Here is a 19449-nt window from a genome sequence, read left to right as displayed (position 1 = left end):
TTTACGAATGCATTTCTTCCGTTAGACATCCTCAAGATCGCAGCATAGCTTTGCTGTTTGAAGAGCTTCTTTGCACCGATCATACTGTCCTTGCCATTACTAGATTAATTATGCCATATTATCCCCAGTAATAGGAATAGTATTACCATCCTTAATACATCAATTTATCACCCACAAGCGACCTAGCTCTACCATTCCAACAGCCAGGAGAGCATGCTCAATGCAAATATACTCATTTATAAGTATTTTATCAACATCACTAGTTATAACAATTTACTGCCTGGCTGTCTAATTCCTGCCTAAATTACCTACCCTAAATAACCTACAGCAAATACCACAATGCTTGACATCTTTCAATTCAGGCTGCCATAATTGGTACCGCAACTAAGCATAAGCAGGAGAATAGTCCATGGCAGCATCCATTCGACAAAAACTCATGTATTCAAGCAATAATTCTTGTATCGCTCACCTGATTACTCTGGCCTTTCAGGGAGAACGAGGCGCATTCGGGGATATGGCCGCCCAGCAATATTGTGCCCGCGAAGGCTACAAGGAGGCTAAGCTCATTCCTTACTGTAGCTTCGCCGACGTATTTCAGGCCATCAGTACAGGCGAGGCGAGTCATGGACTCGTCCCTCTGGAAAACTCACAGGCAGGCAGTATTTATGAAATCTATGATCTCTTACTTCAGCATGATGTCTTTGTCACAGCTGAAATTAGCTGCCAGATTAAGCAATGCCTGCTCTGTCTACCTGGTCAGCAATTGAGCGATATCAAACGCGTTATCTCTTTATCCCCAGGCTCTAGGGCAGAGCGAGCTCTTTTTGCGCAAAATGGGGGTAGAGACCATAGCCACCTACAACACGACCGGGAGCGCCAAATTGATTCGCGAAGAACGCTTGCAGGGCGTAGCTGCCGTTGTCAGTATGGCCGCAGCAAGCCTGTACCAACTGGAGATTCTGGCCGAAGGCATCCAGAGCATCAAAGATAACCACACGCGCTTTATCATTACTTGAGCGCGCCGTAGCTCCCTATAGCGAGCCAGCCAGGTTCAAATTAGCCCAGCAGTATTTTTAAACCCATGCATTCAGAAATGACTTTAGCTCTACTATTTACCGGATATTACTTTTAGCCAGTACTTCCCATTTAAAAGATAAATTCCTGCTCGTTATACAAGAGTCTTTACATAAATGATAGGCCTTTATCCCTATTTTAATGGACTTATATGCGCAAATATGTTAGATTCACTTTAGAGGCTCGTGGTGGTCAACATAAAAGCCCGAGTTATCCTGTTTTTCCTGCTTAACCTCAGCAGAAGAGGATGAGCGAAGAAAAGAAGAACTGATTAACTGTCGTCAGGGTAAGAAATCGCAGATAGTTCGTAGCGGGGTAAAAAGTAGAATGGGTAAAGATATTTTCGATGCAAGCGTTGGCCTTGCATTTAGCCTGGCGCTCTTTGAGCGATACCGAAAAAATGGATTGCTACAAGCAGAGCTTCGCCATGTACCCGGTATTCGCGGTCGTTGCAAAGGATATCTGCAACTTGTGGAGGGGAAAGTTACCTACTGTTATATCGAGGACAAAGACGGCCAGCGTCGCCCAATGAGTAAAGAGACCCTTATTCGCCTCGATAATGAGAGAGGTCCATTTGAGTGGATGCTTGTTCCTTTGCCAGCTCCACCTTCCCCGACCCCAAGGATGGTAGTAACCCCGCAAGCAGAGCAAAATTCTCCTACTCCCAGAATTATTGCACCACTTCATTTAGAGAGATTGGAAGGGTGGACGAACAGCCAGAAAATGATGTTGTCAGTGGTTTATGAAGCCATCAACGGGCAAAGGAACATCGAAGCTATCAAAGTGCAAGCCGGACTTCCACCAAACGTAACGGAAGAAGCGTTACGCATTTTATTGGCCCTAAAAGTTATCAGTATTGTTTAGCAGTTGTTAGGGGGGATTTAAAACACATGGAGAGTGCTATGTATCCCAGGCCGCCAAAGGATGAGCAGAACTGGTCACCAGGAGATGTGGTAGAGCAGGAGGAAAAGAAAAACAACCTGGTGCAGTGGTGGTATAATCTGACCTCGATCCCCGAGGTTCCGATCAATGCAAGTTTCATGAGGCGAGAAGCGGCCCGCAAATCGCATCTTTTGAGCACGCTTATCTTCTGGCTACTCGTGGTTTTTGTGCTTTTTATTCCTGGATGTCTGGCTCTGCCCAATCGCTATGTGCTGGTGGCAGATCTAGGCATGATGGTAATTTGCGTCATCGCGCTTTTCTTCAACAAAAGCCAGAAGCCGCTGCTGGCTGGTATATTGTTGACGGCGGCCTTCGAATTGGCGCTTACGATGGTGATCTTCACTACGTGGCCTCTGGACGAGCCCAGCATTCAGCAGTATGAGCTTTTCGTCTTTGGCGAGCTCCTCTGCGTTTCGCTCCTCGCGCCCAGCAGCGTCTTTATCGTCATGATTTATAATATTATGATTATTACGGTGAGCCTTATCTGGCAGCCTCACACGGCTATTCTGATCCAGGATCTCCAAACGCAGTTCGCTCCGATCTGGGTAAGGCCTGCCGGGGTACAGATTCTTGTCGCCTTTGTCTCCTATCTCTGGGTAAAGAGCGCGACGAAAGCCATTGCGCGTGCCGACCGCGCGGAAATGATTGCCAAGCTAGAGCATGAGATGGCTTCCCAACGGCGAGAGCTTGAAGAGGGCATTCAACAAATCCTGCAGACCCATGTTGAGATCGCCAACGGCAATTTAAATGCCCGCGCACCTCTCAATCAGGATAACGTGCTCTGGCAAATCGCCCGGGCCTTAAATACGCTGCTTGTGCGTTTGCAAAGAGCATCGTTAGCCGAGAAAGAGTTGCGGCGCGTGGAGCAGGCAGTTGAGGTGACGGTGCAGACAATTCAGGAAGCCGATAAACAAAATGAAGCGGCCCGGATCTCCTTTACGCAAACTGAGATTGACCCGCTGATCGCGGCTCTGCAAGGAAAGAATATAGCCTATACGCCGGCGCCTTTTGCCCAGCGTGCTCCTCGTCAGCCGGATCCGTTGCAGGTGGAGATGAGCCCGTATTCGCCCTATCCTTTCAGGCAGCCATAAACCCTTTTGCCTGTCTACGTTCGTTCGGGGTAAGCCCTGCCCTGGAGCTGGTTTCAGGGTAGGGCAATCCTTTTTGAGGATGCATAAGCGAGACTGACTTATTAAGCCAGCCGATCACGAGGCAAGAGCGCAGGGTTTTTATACCCTTGATGCTCACTAATTGCCGATTCGGACCGAGCTAGCTCTAAGCGCTTATGTGTCTGTGAACTTATGCTTGCTCGTCAGGTACTTCGCGAAATGGCGAGGCAGGATGGCGCCGCAAGCGGCTGAGCAACTGGGGACTGGCTCCCACGTTGAGCGCGGAGGCTGAATCAAGCAGCTCTTGCAGAGCCTGGGCATCAAGGTCGCGCGAGGGGTCCCAGCCGTAACGCTTGAGATCTACGCGTCCCTGGGCTGAGAAGACGATACCTTCTGCCTCCAACAGCTGGCGCATCTTCTCGGGCGTCTCAAAGGCCCAGCTCCCGCTCAATTCTCCCTGGCTATTAATCACGCGCTGAGCCGGGACGCCTCGCGGCGACTCGTTCATAATCATACCTACCATACTGGCCCCTCGCGGATAGCCCAGGGCCTTGCCAATCCAGCCATAAGTTGTGACGCGACCGGAGGGACAAGCCCGTACCAGGGTATATACGCGCGCCATCACTTCACTCACACGCTCCTGAAAAGTGCTCGCTTCGTTCGACATAGCATGTTCCTTCCCTACATGTAGAAAGAGCCTTGTGGCTTCTTTGCAATCGTAGCGCTAGCTGTAAGCGCCTTCTTTCTCTCGGGAACACCTGTTCCCTTCCCAGGAGTTCTTATTGTACTCTCTCGCGAGACTTTTTGCTGCTTACTAGCCAGTTCCGCTCTATCTCCCAGCAAATACAAATTGCCGGCCCTGTTGCCTCTCTGTTTACTGCTTGCGTGTTGCTCTCTACTCGCCGGGGCTGGCCTACATGTTGCCTGGCTGCCAGATCTGAGCCGTTTTATCATACGAGCCTGAAGCGATCCACTTCCCATCTGGCGACCATGCAACTGTTGTTACCCGCTTCCTATGTCCTCTATAAGTAAAGGACTGGCTGCCATCCTTGGCATTCCACACCTTTTTTATAGGACGGCTGGAAGTAGCGGCCGTGCTTAACGTAGAATATTCATAAACAGGTGGCCAAATAAAGATGAAGAAAAGAGCAGAGTTTCATGGATAAAGACACAGCTAAATTTGTCCTGGGCATCGATCTGGGAGGTACAAAAATAGCGTTGGCTACTGCCGATACGCAGGGGCATATTCTGCAGCGCCAGGTAATCAGCACCAATGCAGCGCAAGGCGCGGAGCAGGCAATTACGCGCGCCTTTGCCACGGGCCTTCAGCTCATAGCCCAGACACGCACCGAGACCAACGGCGAGCTGGCAGGCGTTGGCATTGCCAATATGGGCATCACCGAGGAAGATCGCATCTTGATGGCCCCCAACGTCCCGGGCTGGGATCGCTTAAAGCTTCCGCAACTGGCGCGCCAGACCTTCGAAACCGAGGCCATTCATATCGAAAACGACGTCAAGGCTGCGGCTCAGGCTGAGCTGTACTGGGGAGCACTGGCAGGCACAGACACGGCCATCTATCTCAACCTTGGCACAGGAATTTCCGCAACCTTAGTCGTGGGTGGACGTATCGTTCGTGGCGCCCATGGAGCTGCCGGCGAGATCGCCTATAACTTACGGCATGTGCACGACGAGCTGGGCATAAGTCATGGGCATGCGCCATTAGAAGAGTACGTCGGTGGCGGCTTCATTGGGAAACGCGCCCAACGACAATTTGATACGCTCAGCACGGCTGAAGAGGTTTTTCGCTTAGCGCCTACCGATCCACAGGCCCGCACATTTGTAGAGGCAACCCTGAGCGAGCTAGCCTTTCATGTGACCAACCTGGCCATCACCCTCGATCCCGAGCGCCTCGTCATCGGCGGCGGCCTCATGCGCTCCAAAGAGCTCATTATTCCCCATCTAGAAGCTCACTTCAAACGCTTCGTGCCCTTTCCTCCCAGCATCCATGAGGCTCAATTCTCCAACGATGCAGGGCTGATGGGCGCCATCGCCCTGGCCCTTTAGCCCGGATCAACTTCGTCGAGGCGAGGAGCATAGAACAAAAGCGCCTTTTGATAATGTTGGATGCTTGTATCAGCGCTGCTCTCAGCCAGATTGCGCAGGAGAAGCTCCATAGCCTCACGATAGTGCTGGTGATTATACAAAGCCATGGCCAGAAAGGCTTGCATGGCGCGATGTTGGGGAAACTTGGCAACACCGCGCTGCAAGATTTCCACGGCCCGTTGATACTCACCAAGCGCGCGATAGGAGCTGCCCAGTCCCAGCAACGCTTCGGCAAGATCATCCCCGCTCAAGCCATGTTCAATCGCTCGCGTATAAAAAGGAATGGCCTCATGCTCAAGCCCCAGATTATCGCAGGTCCAGGCCATCTGATAATTGAGGACTGGATCATCTGGCTTGCTGACAAGCAGTTCCATGAGAATAGTTCGGGCCTGCTCAGCCTGACCAGCTGAGCGCAAACGTATAGCCTCCTGCAAACGTTCCTGACTCATAACAATCCTGCCTTATCTTCTCGCAATCGACCTCCATTCCAGGCCGGCGCGCAGTTGCCAGCCAGCAGATTGCGCAATGGAAGGAATAAGGGCTCGGGTAGTGCATCCCAGGAAAACCAACCCACGGCCGCTACCTCGCGCGCCGAATTGACACACGGCTCGCCAGCGGCATAAGTGCTTTCCACCCAGATGGTTATGTAGTGCTTTTCCTCGGCCGCAAAAATATCGTTAGTGATGGTACTAACAACCGGATTCGCTATCTTCACGCCAGTCTCTTCAAAAGCCTCACGCGTAGCACATTCCTCTACTGTTTCTCCATACTCCAGGTGGCCGCCGGGAGGGGACCACGTGCCATGCCCATGCGAGTTCTGGCGCTGCATAAGCAAGATCTGCTCGCCCTTCTTCACAATTACCCCAACACCTACCAGCGGTCGCTTTATACTTGCATTGCTCATCAAAACTTCTCTTTCAAAAACTAGTCGTAAACCTACCTCATCCAATATAGTAGCACACATAAATGCACAAAAAATTTGGGCGCTACCCAGAGCTTAAGCCCTGCATAGCGCCCAGCAATTTTAACGAGCCAGCTTAAACCACTTATCTCGCCCCGGCAAAGCTTGTAAGCTAGCGTTATTCCATCTCGGCACGGTGGCGGGCAACTACATCATCAATCGTGCCAGCCATATAAAAGTGCACCTCGCTGATCAGATCGTGCTTGCCATCCAGGATTTCGCGCACGCCGCGCACGGTCTCCGGCAAGGGCACATACTTCCCCTCAATCCCTGTAAAGACTTCAGCCACGGTCATAGGCTGCGTCAAGAAACGCTGTAGCTTGCGCGCCCTGGCCACGGTCAGTCGATCCTCGTCCGGAAGCTCATCCACACCCAGGATAGCAATGATATCCTGCAAGTCGCGATAGCGCTGCAAGATACGCTGAGTATCGCGCGCCGCCTGATAATGTTCCTGGCCCACGATCTTTGGTTCAAGCAAGCGACTGGTAGAGGCCAGCGGATCGACCGCCGGGAAAAGCGCCTGCTCAAAGAGCGAGCGTTCAAGCGTAAGCGTCGCGTCAAGGTGGGCAAAAGTCGTAGCCGGCGCCGGATCGGTATAATCGTCGGCCGGCACAAAAACTGCCTGCAAGGACGTAATTGAGCCTTTGCCCGTGGAGGTAATCCGCTCTTGCAAAACGCCCATCTCATCGGCTAGATTGGGCTGGTAGCCCACAGCCGAGGGCATACGACCGAGCAAGGCCGAGACCTCAGCTCCCGCCTGAGTGAAACGAAAGATGTTATCGATAAAGAGCAAAACATCCTTCCCCTCCTCATCGCGGAAGTATTCAGCCATAGTCAGGCCGGTCAAGGCGATGCGCAAGCGCGAGCCAGGAGGCTCATTCATCTGCCCGAAGGCCATGGCCAGGCGATCGATAACCCCACGCTCAATCATTTCCTCGTAGAGCTCTTTGCCCTCACGCGTGCGTTCCCCCACGCCCACAAAGACGCTATAGCCATTGTGCTTGGTAGCAATATTATTAATTAATTCCTGGATAATGATCGTCTTGCCCACGCCAGCACCGCCAAAGGCCCCAACTTTACCGCCGCGCATAAAAGGGCTGATCAGATCGATAATTTTCAGGCCGGTTTCAAGAAGCTGGGTCCCTTTGCTCTGCTCTTCAAGCGTGGGCGGCTCGCGGTGAATAGGCATGAGCGGCGCATCCGTCAGGGCCTCTCTATTGTCTGCCGGCTCGCCCAGCACATTAAAGATACGCCCAAGGGTTTTGGGTCCGACCGGGACCGAGATTGGCCTGCCGAGATCGACGACCTCAGTGCCGCGCGAAAGGCCATCGGTCGGCCCCATCGCGATACAGCGCGCCCAGCTATTGCCCATGTGCTGCTCTACTTCTAAAGTAAGAGGTTCCGGGGAACCGGGGATATATAAGTGCAGGGCATTATAGATTGCCGGTAGCTGATCGGGAGGAAATTCCACATCGACAACGGCGCCCAAAACCTGAACGACCTTCCCTTTTTTCTCTACAATAACCGCCATGTTAAGCCTCCTGTGCGTTTTTTATTTTCTATCTGGTTGTAGAGTAAAGAAAAAAGGGCCGCCCTTCCTCACCTGAATAACGTAATTTAGGGAAGCACTTTTTTGCCGCGAAGCAGCGGGATCAGGTAGGCAAAATAACGTAGAAGAATTTAGCTCAAGCCGTGCTCGATAGCCACACGAGTCGCGGCACTGCGCGAGGAAACATCTAACTTGGCATAGATAGAACGTAAATGAGTATTGACAGTGCGCGGACTAATCACCAGCAGCTCAGCAATACGCGCGTCGGGATAGCCACGAGCCAGCAAACGCAAGACATCAAGCTCGCGCCTGGTCAAGCCATAGGGGAGAGTCTCCGGCGATTTTTCAGGAGGCCGCGCAGGCTGTTCGGGAATATGAATACGAGCCACCATAGCCATAACCTGGACCAGATGCAAGGTACGCCCAAGGACCATATTCTCGTGCAAAGCCAGCGAACCGAGCTCAGCGCGCAGCCGCAGCAACATCTTTTCGCCGTTCTCACGATAGACAGGAGCCAGAGGAGCCGGCAGGGACTCGCGCAGAGTATCCGAGGCGCCACAAAACACAGCTGCGCGCTCCGGCAGATCAACACGTAAGCAGAGCCAGGCCAGAGCCTCTAATGCCGCAGCAAGGCCAACGCGATTATCAAGATCCCAGGCCAGATGAATGCCCTGCTTGAGCAGAGTACAGGCGCGCACATAATCTTGCTGCGAGCAGGCCACCGTGCCCAGACCATAAAAAGCGCGCACCTGCGTAAGCTTATCGCCCATGCCCTGGGCCAGCTTTAAGCTGCGCTCATAGCAGGACAGAGCACGCGGCAAATCTCGCTGCTGCCAGGCCAGTTCACCCATACCACACAAGACCAGGGCCAGACAGGGTTGATACGAAATCTCCCTTGCAAGCTGTAGAGCCTCCTTAAAATAGCTGGCAGCCTGCGCTAGATCGCCAAGACAGAAAGCAACCTGTCCCAGCCCGGTAAGGGCCGTAGCTTTCTCCGCTCGATCGCCCAGCACGGCTACAAGCTCAAGGCTTTCCATAAAGCATGATCGCGCCTGCTCATACTTGCCCTGAATCCAAAGCGCCTCACCCATCGAGTTAAGGCAGGTTAGTTGTCCCCAGCGATCAGCCATCTCGCGAAAGAGGAGCAAGCCTTTCTGATAGAGAAAATGCGCGGTTGCCAGCTTGGCCCGTGAGCGCATCAGGCTGCCCAGACTAATGAATGAATCGGCCAGGCTGCGTAAATCACCAACTTCTTTGAAGAGCATCAAGCTGACGGCATAGCGCGTGCGCGCCACAGCAAAGTTTCCCTGCCTACCCGCCACATCGCCAGCGATGCGATGGAGAGCGCCCCGGTACCATTTATCAGTGTAAGGCTCGATAGCCTGCCAGCCGGCCTCTGCCAATTTCCAGGCATTTTCATAGCGGCCCGGATAGAGCTCAAGCAGGGCCAGCATTCCAAGGGCCAGGGCATAGATCCGCCGATCATCCAGCGTCTCAGCCACCTCTTTACAGGCTTGAAAGTAGTCACGAGCCCTGTCAAGATCACTGCGCAAGCGCAGCATAGTGCCGGCCCCAAGCAACACCCTGGCCCGCAACGCGACATAGTTTTGCACATCTGGCAGCGAGAGCACTTCCTCAAACCAGCTACGCCCCTCGCGCAAAGAGCTACGTAGCGCCACGAATTCTTGCAAGGCGCTGGCCAGGCGCAGGGCCAGCTCAGTCTCTTGACGCTCAATAGACCAGCGCAGAGCAGCCCACAGATGAGGTGCTTCCTGATCCAGGCGCTGCAGCCACAAGCGCTGCTCAGGCCCATGGAAATGCTCATCAGCCTTTTCAGCCAGGCGCAGGTAAAATAATGTATAGCGCCTCTGTGTACAATCGCATTCATCCTGCTTTATCAAGCGATCAAGCGCATACTCGCGAATAGTCTCCAGCAATACAAAGCGCGTAGCGGCTGACGAGCTCTCGACTACCTGCACCAGGCTTTTATCGACCAGCGAGACCAGCAGCTCCAAAACATCTACCTCACCTGCCTCCGCAGCAAGCGCCACCGCCTCGGCCGCCTCTAGCGTCCAGGCTCCCACAAACACCCCAAGGCGCCGAAAGAAGCGCTGCTCACTTTCACTGAGTAGATCATAGCTCCAATCCAGCGTATTACGCAACGTTTGCTGGCGCACCGGCAAGTCCCGTGCACCCTGCGTTAACAGGCGCAAGCGATTACTCAGGCGTACAAGGATTTCCTGGGGAGAAAGCAGCTTGATCCGCACGGCCGCCAGTTCGATGGCCAGGGGTAAGCCATCGAGCTGCACACAAATTTCAGCGATCGCACGATAATTCTCAGGCGTGAGGGCAAAAGAGGGTTTGACGGCCCGCGCCCGCTCGACAAAGAGCGCGATGGCCACAGCTGGAGCAGACGGCATCGCTACCTCTTCCTGTTCGAGATCAGGCAAAGCCAGCGGCGGCACCACAATCTCCTGCTCACCATTGAGGTGCAGGCGCTCCCTACTTGTCGCCAGGACCTTAAGCTGAGGAGCAGCCTGCAACAAATCGCTGATAAAAGGAGCGGCCTCAAGCAGATGCTCGCAGTTATCCAACAGCAAACAAAGCTGCTTCTCGCGCAAATAGTTATGTAAACGCTGAGCAAGATCGCGCTCCGCCACATTCTCTAAGCCGATCTTCTGGGCAATAACCACGAGAACTTGCTCAGGATTGCGCAAAGGAGCCAGGGAGATGAAAAAAAGACCATCCTTAAACTGGACGGCCAGCCCTCTAGCCACCTCTACGGCCAGGCGCGTTTTGCCAACTCCCCCCGGACCTGTTAGCGAGACCAGGCGTATATCGTCACGCCTTAGCAAGGCTTCAATGGCGGAAATTTCCCCATTGCGCCCGATTGTCGAGTTTAGCAGAGCCGGTAACTGCGTTGCTTTCAATTGAAAGCGCTGAAGCGTATCCACAAGGCCTTCCTGTTTCTCTCTCTTTATCACCTCTCTCATATTGTATCTTACTTGTCAGCAAAAAGATAAAACAAGAGCTTTATCAGATTGGCTTAAAGCTCGGGCTTAGAGCAGAGCGCTCACCCCTTCCCAGAGCAGCGCAAGACCCAGGCCCAGCATCAAGATACCGCTTCCTGCTGATTGGCAGCGGTAGCCGCTGCCCTTGAGCCAGGCGCGCCCCCAGTTTACCAGGAAGACAAAGGAAAGTTTGGCACATAAGAGCAAGGCATAAAAGCACACGAGAAAGCCCCCGGTCGCGCCCATACCCGCCGCCGCAAAGCTGTTAAGCAGAAGAGGGCTGCCAACCGTAGCCCAGAAGATAAAGGGATGGGGATTGAAGATATTCGTTACCAGCGCCGTAAGCAGAATCGAGCCCGGGCGCTCCTTTACCTCAAGCTGCACCTCTCTGGCCGCCTTGCGCACCGTCTCATAGCCGAGATACACCACAAACAATCCCCCAACTAGCGTAAAAATGTGGAGAACGAGTGCCGGGAGATGATCTAAGAGAAACACAAAGAGCAGGATCAAAGGAATATCGGTAAGCAGCGGGGAGAGCGCCACAACCACCCCGGCGCGCCATCCCCAGCGTACAGTTTTATTGATCAACAAGCCAAGCAAAGGACCAGGACTTACACCAGCCACAAAACCAAGAATAGCCCCTTGAAGTAAATAGGTGAGCATAAATGACACTCCATGCCAGATAGAAATTGCCAGTAGACAGCACAAGAATCATTCCCAGGCCAGCGATACCCCCACCAATCGCGCTCCGCCCCGGCTCTTGGAATGATTCATCCATACATAAGTATATTGGCGATATTAGCCCATGTACATATTTGATTAAAGGAGATATACTATAGGAACTTTAAATTAGAAAGGTGATTTTGGCTGATGACCTTAAGTGAGAGACAAACACTTGACGATACTGACTGGCTTATCATAAAGGAGTTACAAAACGAGGCCCGGCTCTCCTTTAGCGAACTGGGCCGGCGCGTTGGCTTATCCTCGCCTGCCGCCACAGAACGCGTACGCAAGCTAGAGGACGCGGGCATTATTCAGGGCTATGGTGCCAGAATCGACACTTCAAAGGTTGGCTTGCCGATTACAGCCTTTATCCGCATGACCATCAGCGCCACCGAAGAACCCAATGTGCGCAGCCTGATCGCTAATCAGCCCGAAATCATCGAATGCCATCGCGTCACCGGGAGCGATAGCTTTATTATCAAAGTTGTCGTCTCCTCAGTCATCCATTTAGAGGCCCTGCTCAATCGGCTCATGCACTATGGACAGCTCACCACCTCCATCGTACTCTCCTCGCCGCTTTCAGGCGAACCGATCAAGCAGAGCGCGCTCAAATTTGTATAAGCGCGGAGCAGGTAGCACGAGCAGGCCTTAGCGAATAAAGGCGCGCTCCGCCTCGCTCAGAGCATCGGCCAGCCACTGAGGATGCATAGTCAAAAGCTGCTCCGGCAGAGCTCGAAGCGGGAAAAATGCCAGTTCTAGGACTTCGCGCTCATCGCACCGCAACTTGCCATTTATATATCGGCATAGGAAGCAAGAGGTGATAAACTGACTGCTCAGACCCGAAGGATAGGAAAACACCTGCGAAACAGGATCAGAATAGAGCCCGATCAGGCGCTCAACCTGCACGCCTAAGCCCGTCTCCTCATATACTTCACGGACCACAGCCTCGGCAACTGTCTCGCCTGGCTCAACATGGCCCGAGGGCAGGCCCCACAGGCCATTATCGGCGCGTCTCCCCAGCAGTACGCGCGTCTCATTATCAAAGATAATCGCCGCCACACCGGCTTCTACGCGCTCAGGCCAGGCAAAGGACTGAGGTAACCAGGGCCGCACAGAGAGCCCTTCCTGAAACAGCGAGGAGAGATCGGGAATCGTCATATCCGCCTGGCGAAAATCGCGCGTAGACGGGAAGTGCGGCGGCTGAGAAGCAATAAGGATCGCCTCCAGACCGCATTCATGCGCGCCAAGAATATCCGTCGCCGGATTGTCGCCGATCATCACCGCGCGTCCTTGCGGCGGCAGCGTCTGCAAAGCCAGGTGAAACATAGCCTTTCCTGGCTTGCCAATCACCAGCGGCCTCAGGTCACTTCCCGCCTGTACAGCCGCCACCAGCGTGCCAGCAGCCAGCGCTGTGCCCTCCGGCGTAGGGAAGCGTTGATCAGCGTTAGTTGCAATAAAACGCGCCCCACCTTCCAAAAAGCGCACGGCCTGCTGGATCTCACGATAGCTAATATCCTCATCATAGCCCACAACAACTGCCTGCACAACGCCCTGTTCCAGCACCCGAATACCCTGCTCCTCAAGCTCTGTGCGCAGCCCTGAGCTCCCCAGCAGATAGACAGAACTCAGGTCGCTCTGGCGTAAAAAGCTTGCAGTCGCCCAGCCCGCTGAGATGATATCCTCATGCCTTGCCATAACGCCCATAGCCTGCAGCCGCTGCACAATCTTGACGCGCGTCGGGCGTGGATCATTGGTCAAGAAACGCACCTGCTTCCCCATCTCGCGCAAGCGCCGCAAGGCCAGGACCGCACCTGCCAGCGGCTGCGTACCTAGATAGACCACCCCATCAAGATCAAGCAGAAAAGCCTCGTATTGTTCAGCCAACATCGTCATAACTCCTTCCAGACAAACAAATAAAAAAGCCTGAAAGGGAATCTCCGCACAGCCAGTGGCGTGCAGAGCTTTCCCCCTCGGGCTTTTTATGCCAATAGGTGCCTCTTACCAATCAGGCAAGATCTTGTAGCGCTCGGTCGCAGGCCCTCGCAGTGCGAGGCGGAACCCTAGCTACCCATTCCCAGCTCGGCTAAGATGTAGCTATTCAGTTTGTATGCTAAGCGGCGTGTTGCGGGCAGAGCGCTCTGCCCTCACAAATCCTTCTTTCGGCACCTCAAGAGTAAAAAACTTGTCAACAACATAAGTTAAGCATATTGTGACACGCCGGCAAGCAGAAAAGCAATCTTGCGCTTCCATTTGCTCTCTCACGCTTAAGCCTGCGGCCAACAGCTTCAACGCCAGGCCCAACAATCCCCAAGAGAGCATAAGGCTTTCCTCCCCTTATTTAGGCCGATCGACCGAGAAGGAGAGGAGGGAAATATTGTTGAGCGAGAAGCTTGACACGCGTATGACGTTCTGGTAACATATTGACTATAAAGTCATAAAACTTTCTATCGGTCAAAGATTGTTTTAAAAGGTCACACGTTAACTATGTGGTCAGATAGCGGTTGTTAAAAATAGCATATCATTGGCCTCGATCCTTCTATGAGCTCTGCCTGTTTAGAAGTTCTCGCCCCTGCGAGAGATACTGAGCAGGCGGCATTGTTAGCAAAGAGAAGTTTTCCCAGGGCAATGGTATGCTATGGCGTCTTAAGGAGTTTCTTTCGTTATGCAAATGACGGCACCAGCAACCCAACCCAAAGAAGGCGGGATATCCTATAAGTGGATAGTGGCGTTTGTGGTTATCTTTGGGTTGTTCATGACCATACTGGACAGCACTATTGTAAATATTGCTATCCCGCGCCTGCAGACGGCATTCGGGGCCAACCTGAATGATGTCCAGTGGGTACTAACCGGTTACACCCTTGCTCAAGGTGTGGCCACACCGCTCACCGGCTTCCTGGCCGATCGTATTGGCACCAAGCGACTATATCTCATATCGCTGGGGATCTTTACGGCCGGCTCGGCCGTATGTGGGCTTGCCTGGAACCTGCCTATATTAATCTTCTTCCGTGTGCTCCAAGCCATGGGAGGAGCATTCATGTCGCCGCTCGCGATTACCCTGCTCTACCGCGAATTCCCTGTCAACGAGCGCGGTACAGCCATGGGCTTTCTGGGCATCCCGATTCTACTTGCGCCAGCCTTCGGGCCGACCCTAGGTGGCTATTTCGTCACCTTTGCCGACTGGCAGTTCATCTTTTACATCAATGTGCCCATCGGCATTCTAGCCATTGTCCTGGGCATGTTGCTCTTGCGCGAAGCTGTGATCAATGCGCGTGCGCAATTTGATATTCCTGGCTTCATTTTCTCAGCCACGGGTCTGGCGGCCCTGCTGTATGCTCTCTCTGATGCCAGCACCGATGGTTGGGGATCGGTCAAAGTACTTGGCTTCATGGTTACAGGTATTCTCCTGCTAGCCATCTTTGTGATCATCGAAATACGCGTTGCCCATGCCGGAGGTCAGCCCTTGCTCGACCTGCGCGTCTTCGCCAATGCGCCTTTCACCACAAGTAGCATTGCCAGTACCCTCGTCACCTTTGCGCTCTTTGGCGGCCTGTTCTTGATTCCGATTTACCTTCAGAATCTACGAGGCCTTAACGCCTTCCAGGCTGGCTTGTTGCTCTTGCCGCAGGCCTTTGCCTCGATGGTGGCCATGCTGGCGGGCGGACGCCTTGTCGATAAGATTGGAGTGCGCGCGGTAGTTATTCCAGGCCTGATTCTCCTGGCTATCGTCAGCTGGCTCTATACATCGATCACGCTCACTATGGCTTTCGGCGCCTTCCAGCTTCTCTTGATCTTGCGTAGCCTGGCCCTTGGACTCTGTGCCCAACCCTTGAGTGTCTCGGCGCTCTCCGAGATTCCTCCAAGGCAACTTGCGCAGGCGTCCTCGGTTAGCACCACCCTACGCTTTGTGGCTAGCTCGCTTGGCACGGCTGTCCTGGCCACGCTGGTACAGAGCCAGACAAAGGTTCATTACACCCACCTGGCGGAGCGCGTTACTCCTGATTCCGCGCTCGGACAATTGATCCCGCAGCTCCAGGCCGCCTTTGTCTCGCACGGTGCCTCGCTCACGCAGGCTTATGGTACGGCGATTGCCAGCATCTATGGCATGTTGCAGAAACAAGCCTATCTCCTGGCCATGCACGATGCATTCTTGCTGTGCGCCGCACTGGCGATTGCTGCAACTATCGCGGCAATCTTCGTACGGTACAGAAGGACCCCGCCAGCGCCCTCCAATAGTGAGGAGGCCGCAGAGGCGCAGCAAGCACGAGAGGAGGCCATGCTAGCCGTCTGATCCTTCTCTCTTGGATCATAGGCCAGAATATCCAGACATACAACCATACAACGTCCTTCTCGTACAGCTTAACGGGTCATCTCCGTTCTGCATTGCCACCTTGGGAGCCCACACTACAGGGGTAGTGTGGGTTCCTTTTATCTTGCCGAGCTAAGCTTGGATTGGCGGGTCCAGCACAAGTACTGATGGCACCCGCTCCGCAGCAGCCAGGCGCAGTAGCGCATAGCCGGTCCCGGCCAGGCCTACCATCAAGCCCGGAGCCTCCACGCCAAGAGGGATGCCGCTTAACCACTTATTCCCGCTCATACTATCCAGCAGCATCGGCACAAGGCGCTTAAACTGCTCTGCATAATAGGGATCGGGCAATTGTCTCGCCGCCTCCTGGATTAATTCCAGATTCCCCATATCGCCGTGGCAGAGCGAGTGATTTCGCCCAAAGCCATGGGCCAGGGTGGTCTTGAACGCTGCATCTATTTCAGCATGGAGAGCGGCATCCTGCAAATGTCTTAACATTGCCAGGCGCGTCAGCCCGATGCCGACCGCGCCATGGCACCAGGCCACCATATAGTTTTGCTCAGTATATGTATCTAATCCCTCTCCGCGCAGATCGGGCCAGCACTGCAATTCTTCGGAAAAGAGGCTACGCTCATATTCCAGGGCCGCCACGGCAGCCTCGCGGAAGCGCTCTTCCTTGCTCACCGCAGCCAGGCGCAGCAAGCTCAAGGCGATTCCCGCATTCCCATGGGCAAGGCCAGTCAGCGGCACTTTCTCCTGCTGTAAGCACCAGCCAATCCCTGAGGGCATCGTACTGATATGAGCAAGCAGGCGATCGCCGCACTTGAGCGCCAGCTCCAGGATTGAAGCAGAAGGAGCCACGGCGTATAAGCTGAGAAGGGCAGCAATACAGCCAGCGGACCCGGCGATGACATCAAGGAACTCATCGGCGTCAATCAAATCCGGCAACGCCGCGCAAATCTCCTCGGCCTCCCGGTAGAGCTCCGGCTCATGCCAGAGCGCCCCTAGATGAGAGAGCAGATAGATAAACCCGCTAAGGCCATCAAAGGCGCCGATGCACCCCCACTGCTCACGGACCTTACGTACTCTGATCTGGTTACGAGCGCTTTGTAAGGCCTTACGCGCCAGAGAAGTATATTGCTTCTCACCAGTCAGCGAGCCCAGGTAGGCAAGGAAGAGGATAATGCCCGAAAGCCCGCTATAGAGATCCGTGTCGGTTGGCATTAACTGCCATTCACGCTCCCTGAAATGCGTAATACCCAGCCAGCCCACAGTATCCTCGTGGGAAATTGCCAGCATCTGCAAGCGATCGCCGATGGCGCGCGCCTCCGCAAGCAATCGCTCATAGGTAGCCCTGGTTTGCGAGGGCTGTAATTGGAGCTTGCTTTTGGGCATACCGCCAAGCATCATACTGGTAAAAGATGCTTGAATAATCCAGATCTGCCGCTCTAGATCCCGCTCATCGAGCTGCTGAATGCGGGTACGAACCAGCTCTATGCTGGCCTCCTTAAAAAACGCCGGGATGCATTCGCCATACGCAGTAAAGAGATCGCGCGTGCCTGGGCAGGTAGTAAATACCGGGATATCCCCGATCTCCATATCCGCACGCTCCGCCTGGATGGCCCTGCTCAAGCCCGGTTGCACCTCAACGCCCATCCACAGACGATCAAAGAGGCGCGCGCGATCAAGCCCATCGCGCAGCATATTAGGATGCAGGCTAGCATCTACCAGGAGAGCATAGAGCTGCGATGGACGCAACAAGGCGCGTGTCTCATCATTGGCAAAGCGCGGTAAGAGGATATTCTGCAGTTCCTGGCGATAGCGCAAAAACAGGCGATAGACATTGGTGAAACCTGTCACAACATCCTCGCGATAATCCACAGTGTCAACATCCTGATCGTGCAGGCGAGGACGGTTTTTCCCCAGCTTTAGCTCGATCTGCGTCTGTCCACGATACATCTGATCGCTACCCATAGCCTTCCAGGCAGGTGCCGGCACCGGCACAACTTGACCCGCCTGGCCCCCTAAGCCGCTGAAATCTATGCCCGCCGCCTCTTCGCTTGACCAGTTTCGTCGCGGCAGGAAATCGGCTCGCAACACAGAATGTCCAATTGCGTCGTTGCCATAGTAGCCCTGTACATCTGCTGACACTTCAGGCCGTGGTTGAAATAGCCCTTCCAGATCGATAAGCATAGGATACTCGCCAGCGGCTATCAAATTCTCGGCATGAAAATCAGCGGCCTCCAAGATGTAGAGAATTGCCAGATAACCGCCCTGCCGTTGGTAAAAGCGCGCAATCTCCTCAGCTGAATTACAGCTCTGGGCCGAGACAAATTCGCACCATCCATGTAATTCCCTTTTCAGGATCTTAAGCGTGCGGAAAGCCGGCTGAAAGCCACACCCATTCAACCAGAGCAGCAGCTCCTGAAAATGGAGATCGACGGCCAGAGAACGTGGCTTATAGACCAGTCGAAAGCCTGAGCTCCAGGTAAGAAGGGACACGCTCTGCCCTCCTCTGTGCATATCGCCAGCGCCGCTGCTGGCCTCTACAAGCACACCGGGATCGTTGCCACCGGCAAACATGTTGCGGATCTGCTCCCAATCAGCACCCAGGCGCGCTAAAAACAGTAGATCACAGTTGACCCAATTCTCAATAGCCTCCATCACGCAACGAGCCAATACCGGATATTCCATGAGCAGCGCAAGGATATTTTCGGGCTGCTGCATCTGCTGGAAGAAGTCGTGAAAGCGCTGCTCAGGAGTTTCGCCCTGCAAACGTCCTTGCACACGGGCAACGTTCAATTCCAGCACAAACGTTCGGCTAACAATGGGAAGCACGACACCGGCACCATGCTTAAAAAGCAACGGAACGATGGTTTGTCTATCAATTGGGAGGTGAGGATAGCTAGCCACGAGCGTCTCTATACCAAGCTCTAAGCGTGCAAGTCCGCGCTTGAAGAGTGGCTCAAGAGCTGACAAGAAAGCGCGCGAGGTCTGATCCGTAATCTCTGCTAATGGCACGAAAATATCAGTAATGGCCTCTTCCTCAAAAGCAGCAAACAATTCTTGCAGCCAGGAAGGAGGCGTTTCAATACGCACCTGTAGCGCTTCGGCAGGCTCGCTCAGGAGCGTAAGCAAAGTATCTTCGCTGAGATTATCTAGAGCCAGGCGCCGTGAGAAGGGCAGATTTTGGCTAAAAGGCTCCTGTTCCTGCCAGCGTTTAAGCTTCTGGATAGCGGTTTCAGAATGTGCACGATTAGAGCTCAGGTGGTCCTGAAACCCGGCAAGGCGCTCAGTAAGAGTCAGAGCCCGATACCACGCCGCACTTTGTTTATATTCCTTGACTATGTTACTTGTCTTAGCTGATATCTCTTTCATAAAATCGCGGCGTGGGACCTCTCCCTTTCTGGGAAGCAGCGTCCTTCCCGCTCCTCCTTTTTCTCTTTGAATGGCTTCCTCTTGCCAGGTGGGTGAAATAGCCCTCGTCCTCGTATATAGAGAGCAATTCGGTACCGAACTGGTTCTCCTCGCCCGAGCCTTATTTAGCAGCCAAAGGTGATGGCCTGAACCTGGATCGAAACTTGCTTTCAAAGCTTGAAAATGTCACTTGCAAGCTGGAAACCAGGGAGCTGCCCCGGTAGGAGTCGTATTAGTTCCATGCTATGGAGCTCGGG

At 53.8% G+C, this 19449-nt stretch carries 15 protein-coding genes and 1 pseudogene; 7 read left to right on the top strand and 9 right to left on the bottom strand.

The annotated features are described in order from the left end of the window. Positions 1-409: 409 nt before the first annotated feature. From EPA93_RS50560 to EPA93_RS35215, 4 genes and pseudogenes are all read left to right on the top strand, one after another. Positions 410-733 (top strand): annotated as a pseudogene (locus EPA93_RS50560) (prephenate dehydratase domain-containing protein); the annotation flags it as partial. Positions 734-833: 100 nt separating this feature from the next. After that, on the top strand, positions 834-1016 hold the full coding sequence (locus EPA93_RS50555) for a prephenate dehydratase domain-containing protein (protein WP_277988688.1): 183 nt from the start codon (positions 834-836) through the stop codon (positions 1014-1016). Positions 1017-1401: 385 nt separating this feature from the next. Continuing rightward, positions 1402-1938, top strand: a complete 537-nt coding sequence (locus EPA93_RS35220; protein ID WP_129892001.1) for a hypothetical protein — start codon at positions 1402-1404, stop codon at positions 1936-1938. A gap of 26 nt (positions 1939-1964) precedes the next feature. Then, on the top strand, positions 1965-3107 hold the full coding sequence (locus EPA93_RS35215; RefSeq protein WP_242527208.1) for a hypothetical protein: 1143 nt from the start codon (positions 1965-1967) through the stop codon (positions 3105-3107). A 208-nt stretch (positions 3108-3315) separates the two neighbouring features. Here the strand turns inward: EPA93_RS35215 and EPA93_RS35210 are convergent, their stop codons facing one another. After that, a complete protein-coding gene (locus EPA93_RS35210) occupies positions 3316-3792 on the bottom strand; it encodes an MGMT family protein (RefSeq protein WP_207229283.1) in 477 nt (158 codons plus the stop codon). A gap of 246 nt (positions 3793-4038) precedes the next feature. Then, a complete protein-coding gene (locus EPA93_RS51130) occupies positions 4039-4188 on the bottom strand; it encodes a WD40 repeat domain-containing protein (RefSeq protein ID WP_207229282.1) in 150 nt (49 codons plus the stop codon). A gap of 95 nt (positions 4189-4283) precedes the next feature. Here EPA93_RS51130 and EPA93_RS35200 point away from each other — a divergent pair, with 95 nt between their 5' ends. Further along, positions 4284-5189 carry an ROK family protein gene (locus EPA93_RS35200; protein ID WP_129892000.1) on the top strand — a complete coding sequence of 302 codons (906 nt, stop codon included), beginning with the start codon at positions 4284-4286 and terminating at the stop codon, positions 5187-5189. On the opposite strand, the gene EPA93_RS35195 is transcribed toward EPA93_RS35200, so the two are convergent. From EPA93_RS35195 to EPA93_RS35175, 5 genes are all read right to left on the bottom strand, one after another. After that, the gene (locus EPA93_RS35195; protein ID WP_129891999.1) at positions 5186-5677 is read right to left on the bottom strand and encodes a tetratricopeptide repeat protein; all 492 of its coding nucleotides are present in this window, start codon (positions 5675-5677) and stop codon (positions 5186-5188) included. The two genes, EPA93_RS35200 and EPA93_RS35195, sit on opposite strands and share 4 nt — an antisense overlap. Continuing rightward, positions 5674-6132: a nucleotide triphosphate diphosphatase NUDT15 gene (locus EPA93_RS35190; RefSeq protein ID WP_129891998.1), complete on the bottom strand. Its 459-nt coding sequence runs from the start codon at positions 6130-6132 to the stop codon at positions 5674-5676. The genes EPA93_RS35195 and EPA93_RS35190 overlap by 4 nt, the downstream gene beginning before the upstream one ends. 175 nt (positions 6133-6307) lie before the next feature. Beyond that, positions 6308-7720: a F0F1 ATP synthase subunit beta gene (gene atpD, locus EPA93_RS35185; protein ID WP_129891997.1), complete on the bottom strand. Its 1413-nt coding sequence runs from the start codon at positions 7718-7720 to the stop codon at positions 6308-6310. Positions 7721-7869: 149 nt separating this feature from the next. Then, entirely contained in the window at positions 7870-10692 is a 2823-nt protein-coding gene (locus EPA93_RS35180) for a tetratricopeptide repeat protein (protein ID WP_165423609.1), read from the bottom strand. A 105-nt stretch (positions 10693-10797) separates the two neighbouring features. Then, positions 10798-11412: a LysE family translocator gene (locus tag EPA93_RS35175; protein WP_129891995.1), complete on the bottom strand. Its 615-nt coding sequence runs from the start codon at positions 11410-11412 to the stop codon at positions 10798-10800. 207 nt (positions 11413-11619) lie between these two features. On the opposite strand from EPA93_RS35175, the gene EPA93_RS35170 reads away from it, so the two are divergent. Continuing rightward, positions 11620-12093, top strand: coding sequence for an Lrp/AsnC family transcriptional regulator (locus EPA93_RS35170; RefSeq protein ID WP_129891994.1), 474 nt, complete (start codon positions 11620-11622; stop codon positions 12091-12093). A 27-nt stretch (positions 12094-12120) separates the two neighbouring features. Here EPA93_RS35170 and EPA93_RS35165 read toward each other — a convergent pair whose 3' ends face one another. Continuing rightward, positions 12121-13359 (bottom strand): HAD-IIA family hydrolase, encoded by a 1239-nt coding sequence (locus tag EPA93_RS35165; RefSeq protein ID WP_129891993.1) that lies wholly within the window; start codon positions 13357-13359, stop codon positions 12121-12123. A 775-nt stretch (positions 13360-14134) separates the two neighbouring features. Between EPA93_RS35165 and EPA93_RS35160 the strand changes: the two genes are divergently transcribed. Then, a complete protein-coding gene (locus EPA93_RS35160; protein ID WP_129891992.1) occupies positions 14135-15760 on the top strand; it encodes a DHA2 family efflux MFS transporter permease subunit in 1626 nt (541 codons plus the stop codon). A 150-nt stretch (positions 15761-15910) separates the two neighbouring features. On the opposite strand, the gene EPA93_RS35155 is transcribed toward EPA93_RS35160, so the two are convergent. Further along, positions 15911-19153 carry a type 2 lanthipeptide synthetase LanM family protein gene (locus EPA93_RS35155; protein ID WP_129891991.1) on the bottom strand — a complete coding sequence of 1081 codons (3243 nt, stop codon included), beginning with the start codon at positions 19151-19153 and terminating at the stop codon, positions 15911-15913. Positions 19154-19449: the final 296 nt, after the last annotated feature.

The sequence above is a fragment of the Ktedonosporobacter rubrisoli genome, assembly GCF_004208415.1.
Classification (GTDB): Bacteria; Chloroflexota; Ktedonobacteria; order Ktedonobacterales; family Ktedonobacteraceae; genus Ktedonosporobacter; species Ktedonosporobacter rubrisoli.
This window is presented reverse-complemented; position numbering and strand designations above follow the sequence as displayed.

Bases quoted from the DNA above. Each gene is read 5' to 3' on its own strand.
- EPA93_RS50555 (WP_277988688.1), top strand. From the start codon at position 834: ATGGGGGTAGAGACCATAGCCACCTACAACACGACCGGGAGCGCCAAA.
- EPA93_RS35220 (WP_129892001.1), top strand. From the start codon at position 1,402: ATGGGTAAAGATATTTTCGATGCAAGCGTTGGCCTTGCATTTAGCCTG.
- EPA93_RS35215 (WP_242527208.1), top strand. From the start codon at position 1,965: ATGGAGAGTGCTATGTATCCCAGGCCGCCAAAGGATGAGCAGAACTGG.
- EPA93_RS35210 (WP_207229283.1), bottom strand. From the start codon at position 3,792: ATGTCGAACGAAGCGAGCACTTTTCAGGAGCGTGTGAGTGAAGTGATG.
- EPA93_RS35200 (WP_129892000.1), top strand. From the start codon at position 4,284: ATGGATAAAGACACAGCTAAATTTGTCCTGGGCATCGATCTGGGAGGT.
- EPA93_RS35195 (WP_129891999.1), bottom strand. From the start codon at position 5,677: ATGAGTCAGGAACGTTTGCAGGAGGCTATACGTTTGCGCTCAGCTGGT.
- EPA93_RS35190 (WP_129891998.1), bottom strand. From the start codon at position 6,132: ATGAGCAATGCAAGTATAAAGCGACCGCTGGTAGGTGTTGGGGTAATT.
- atpD (WP_129891997.1), bottom strand. From the start codon at position 7,720: ATGGCGGTTATTGTAGAGAAAAAAGGGAAGGTCGTTCAGGTTTTGGGC.
- EPA93_RS35175 (WP_129891995.1), bottom strand. From the start codon at position 11,412: ATGCTCACCTATTTACTTCAAGGGGCTATTCTTGGTTTTGTGGCTGGT.
- EPA93_RS35170 (WP_129891994.1), top strand. From the start codon at position 11,620: ATGACCTTAAGTGAGAGACAAACACTTGACGATACTGACTGGCTTATC.
- EPA93_RS35165 (WP_129891993.1), bottom strand. From the start codon at position 13,359: ATGTTGGCTGAACAATACGAGGCTTTTCTGCTTGATCTTGATGGGGTG.
- EPA93_RS35160 (WP_129891992.1), top strand. From the start codon at position 14,135: ATGCAAATGACGGCACCAGCAACCCAACCCAAAGAAGGCGGGATATCC.
- EPA93_RS35155 (WP_129891991.1), bottom strand. From the start codon at position 19,153: ATGAAAGAGATATCAGCTAAGACAAGTAACATAGTCAAGGAATATAAA.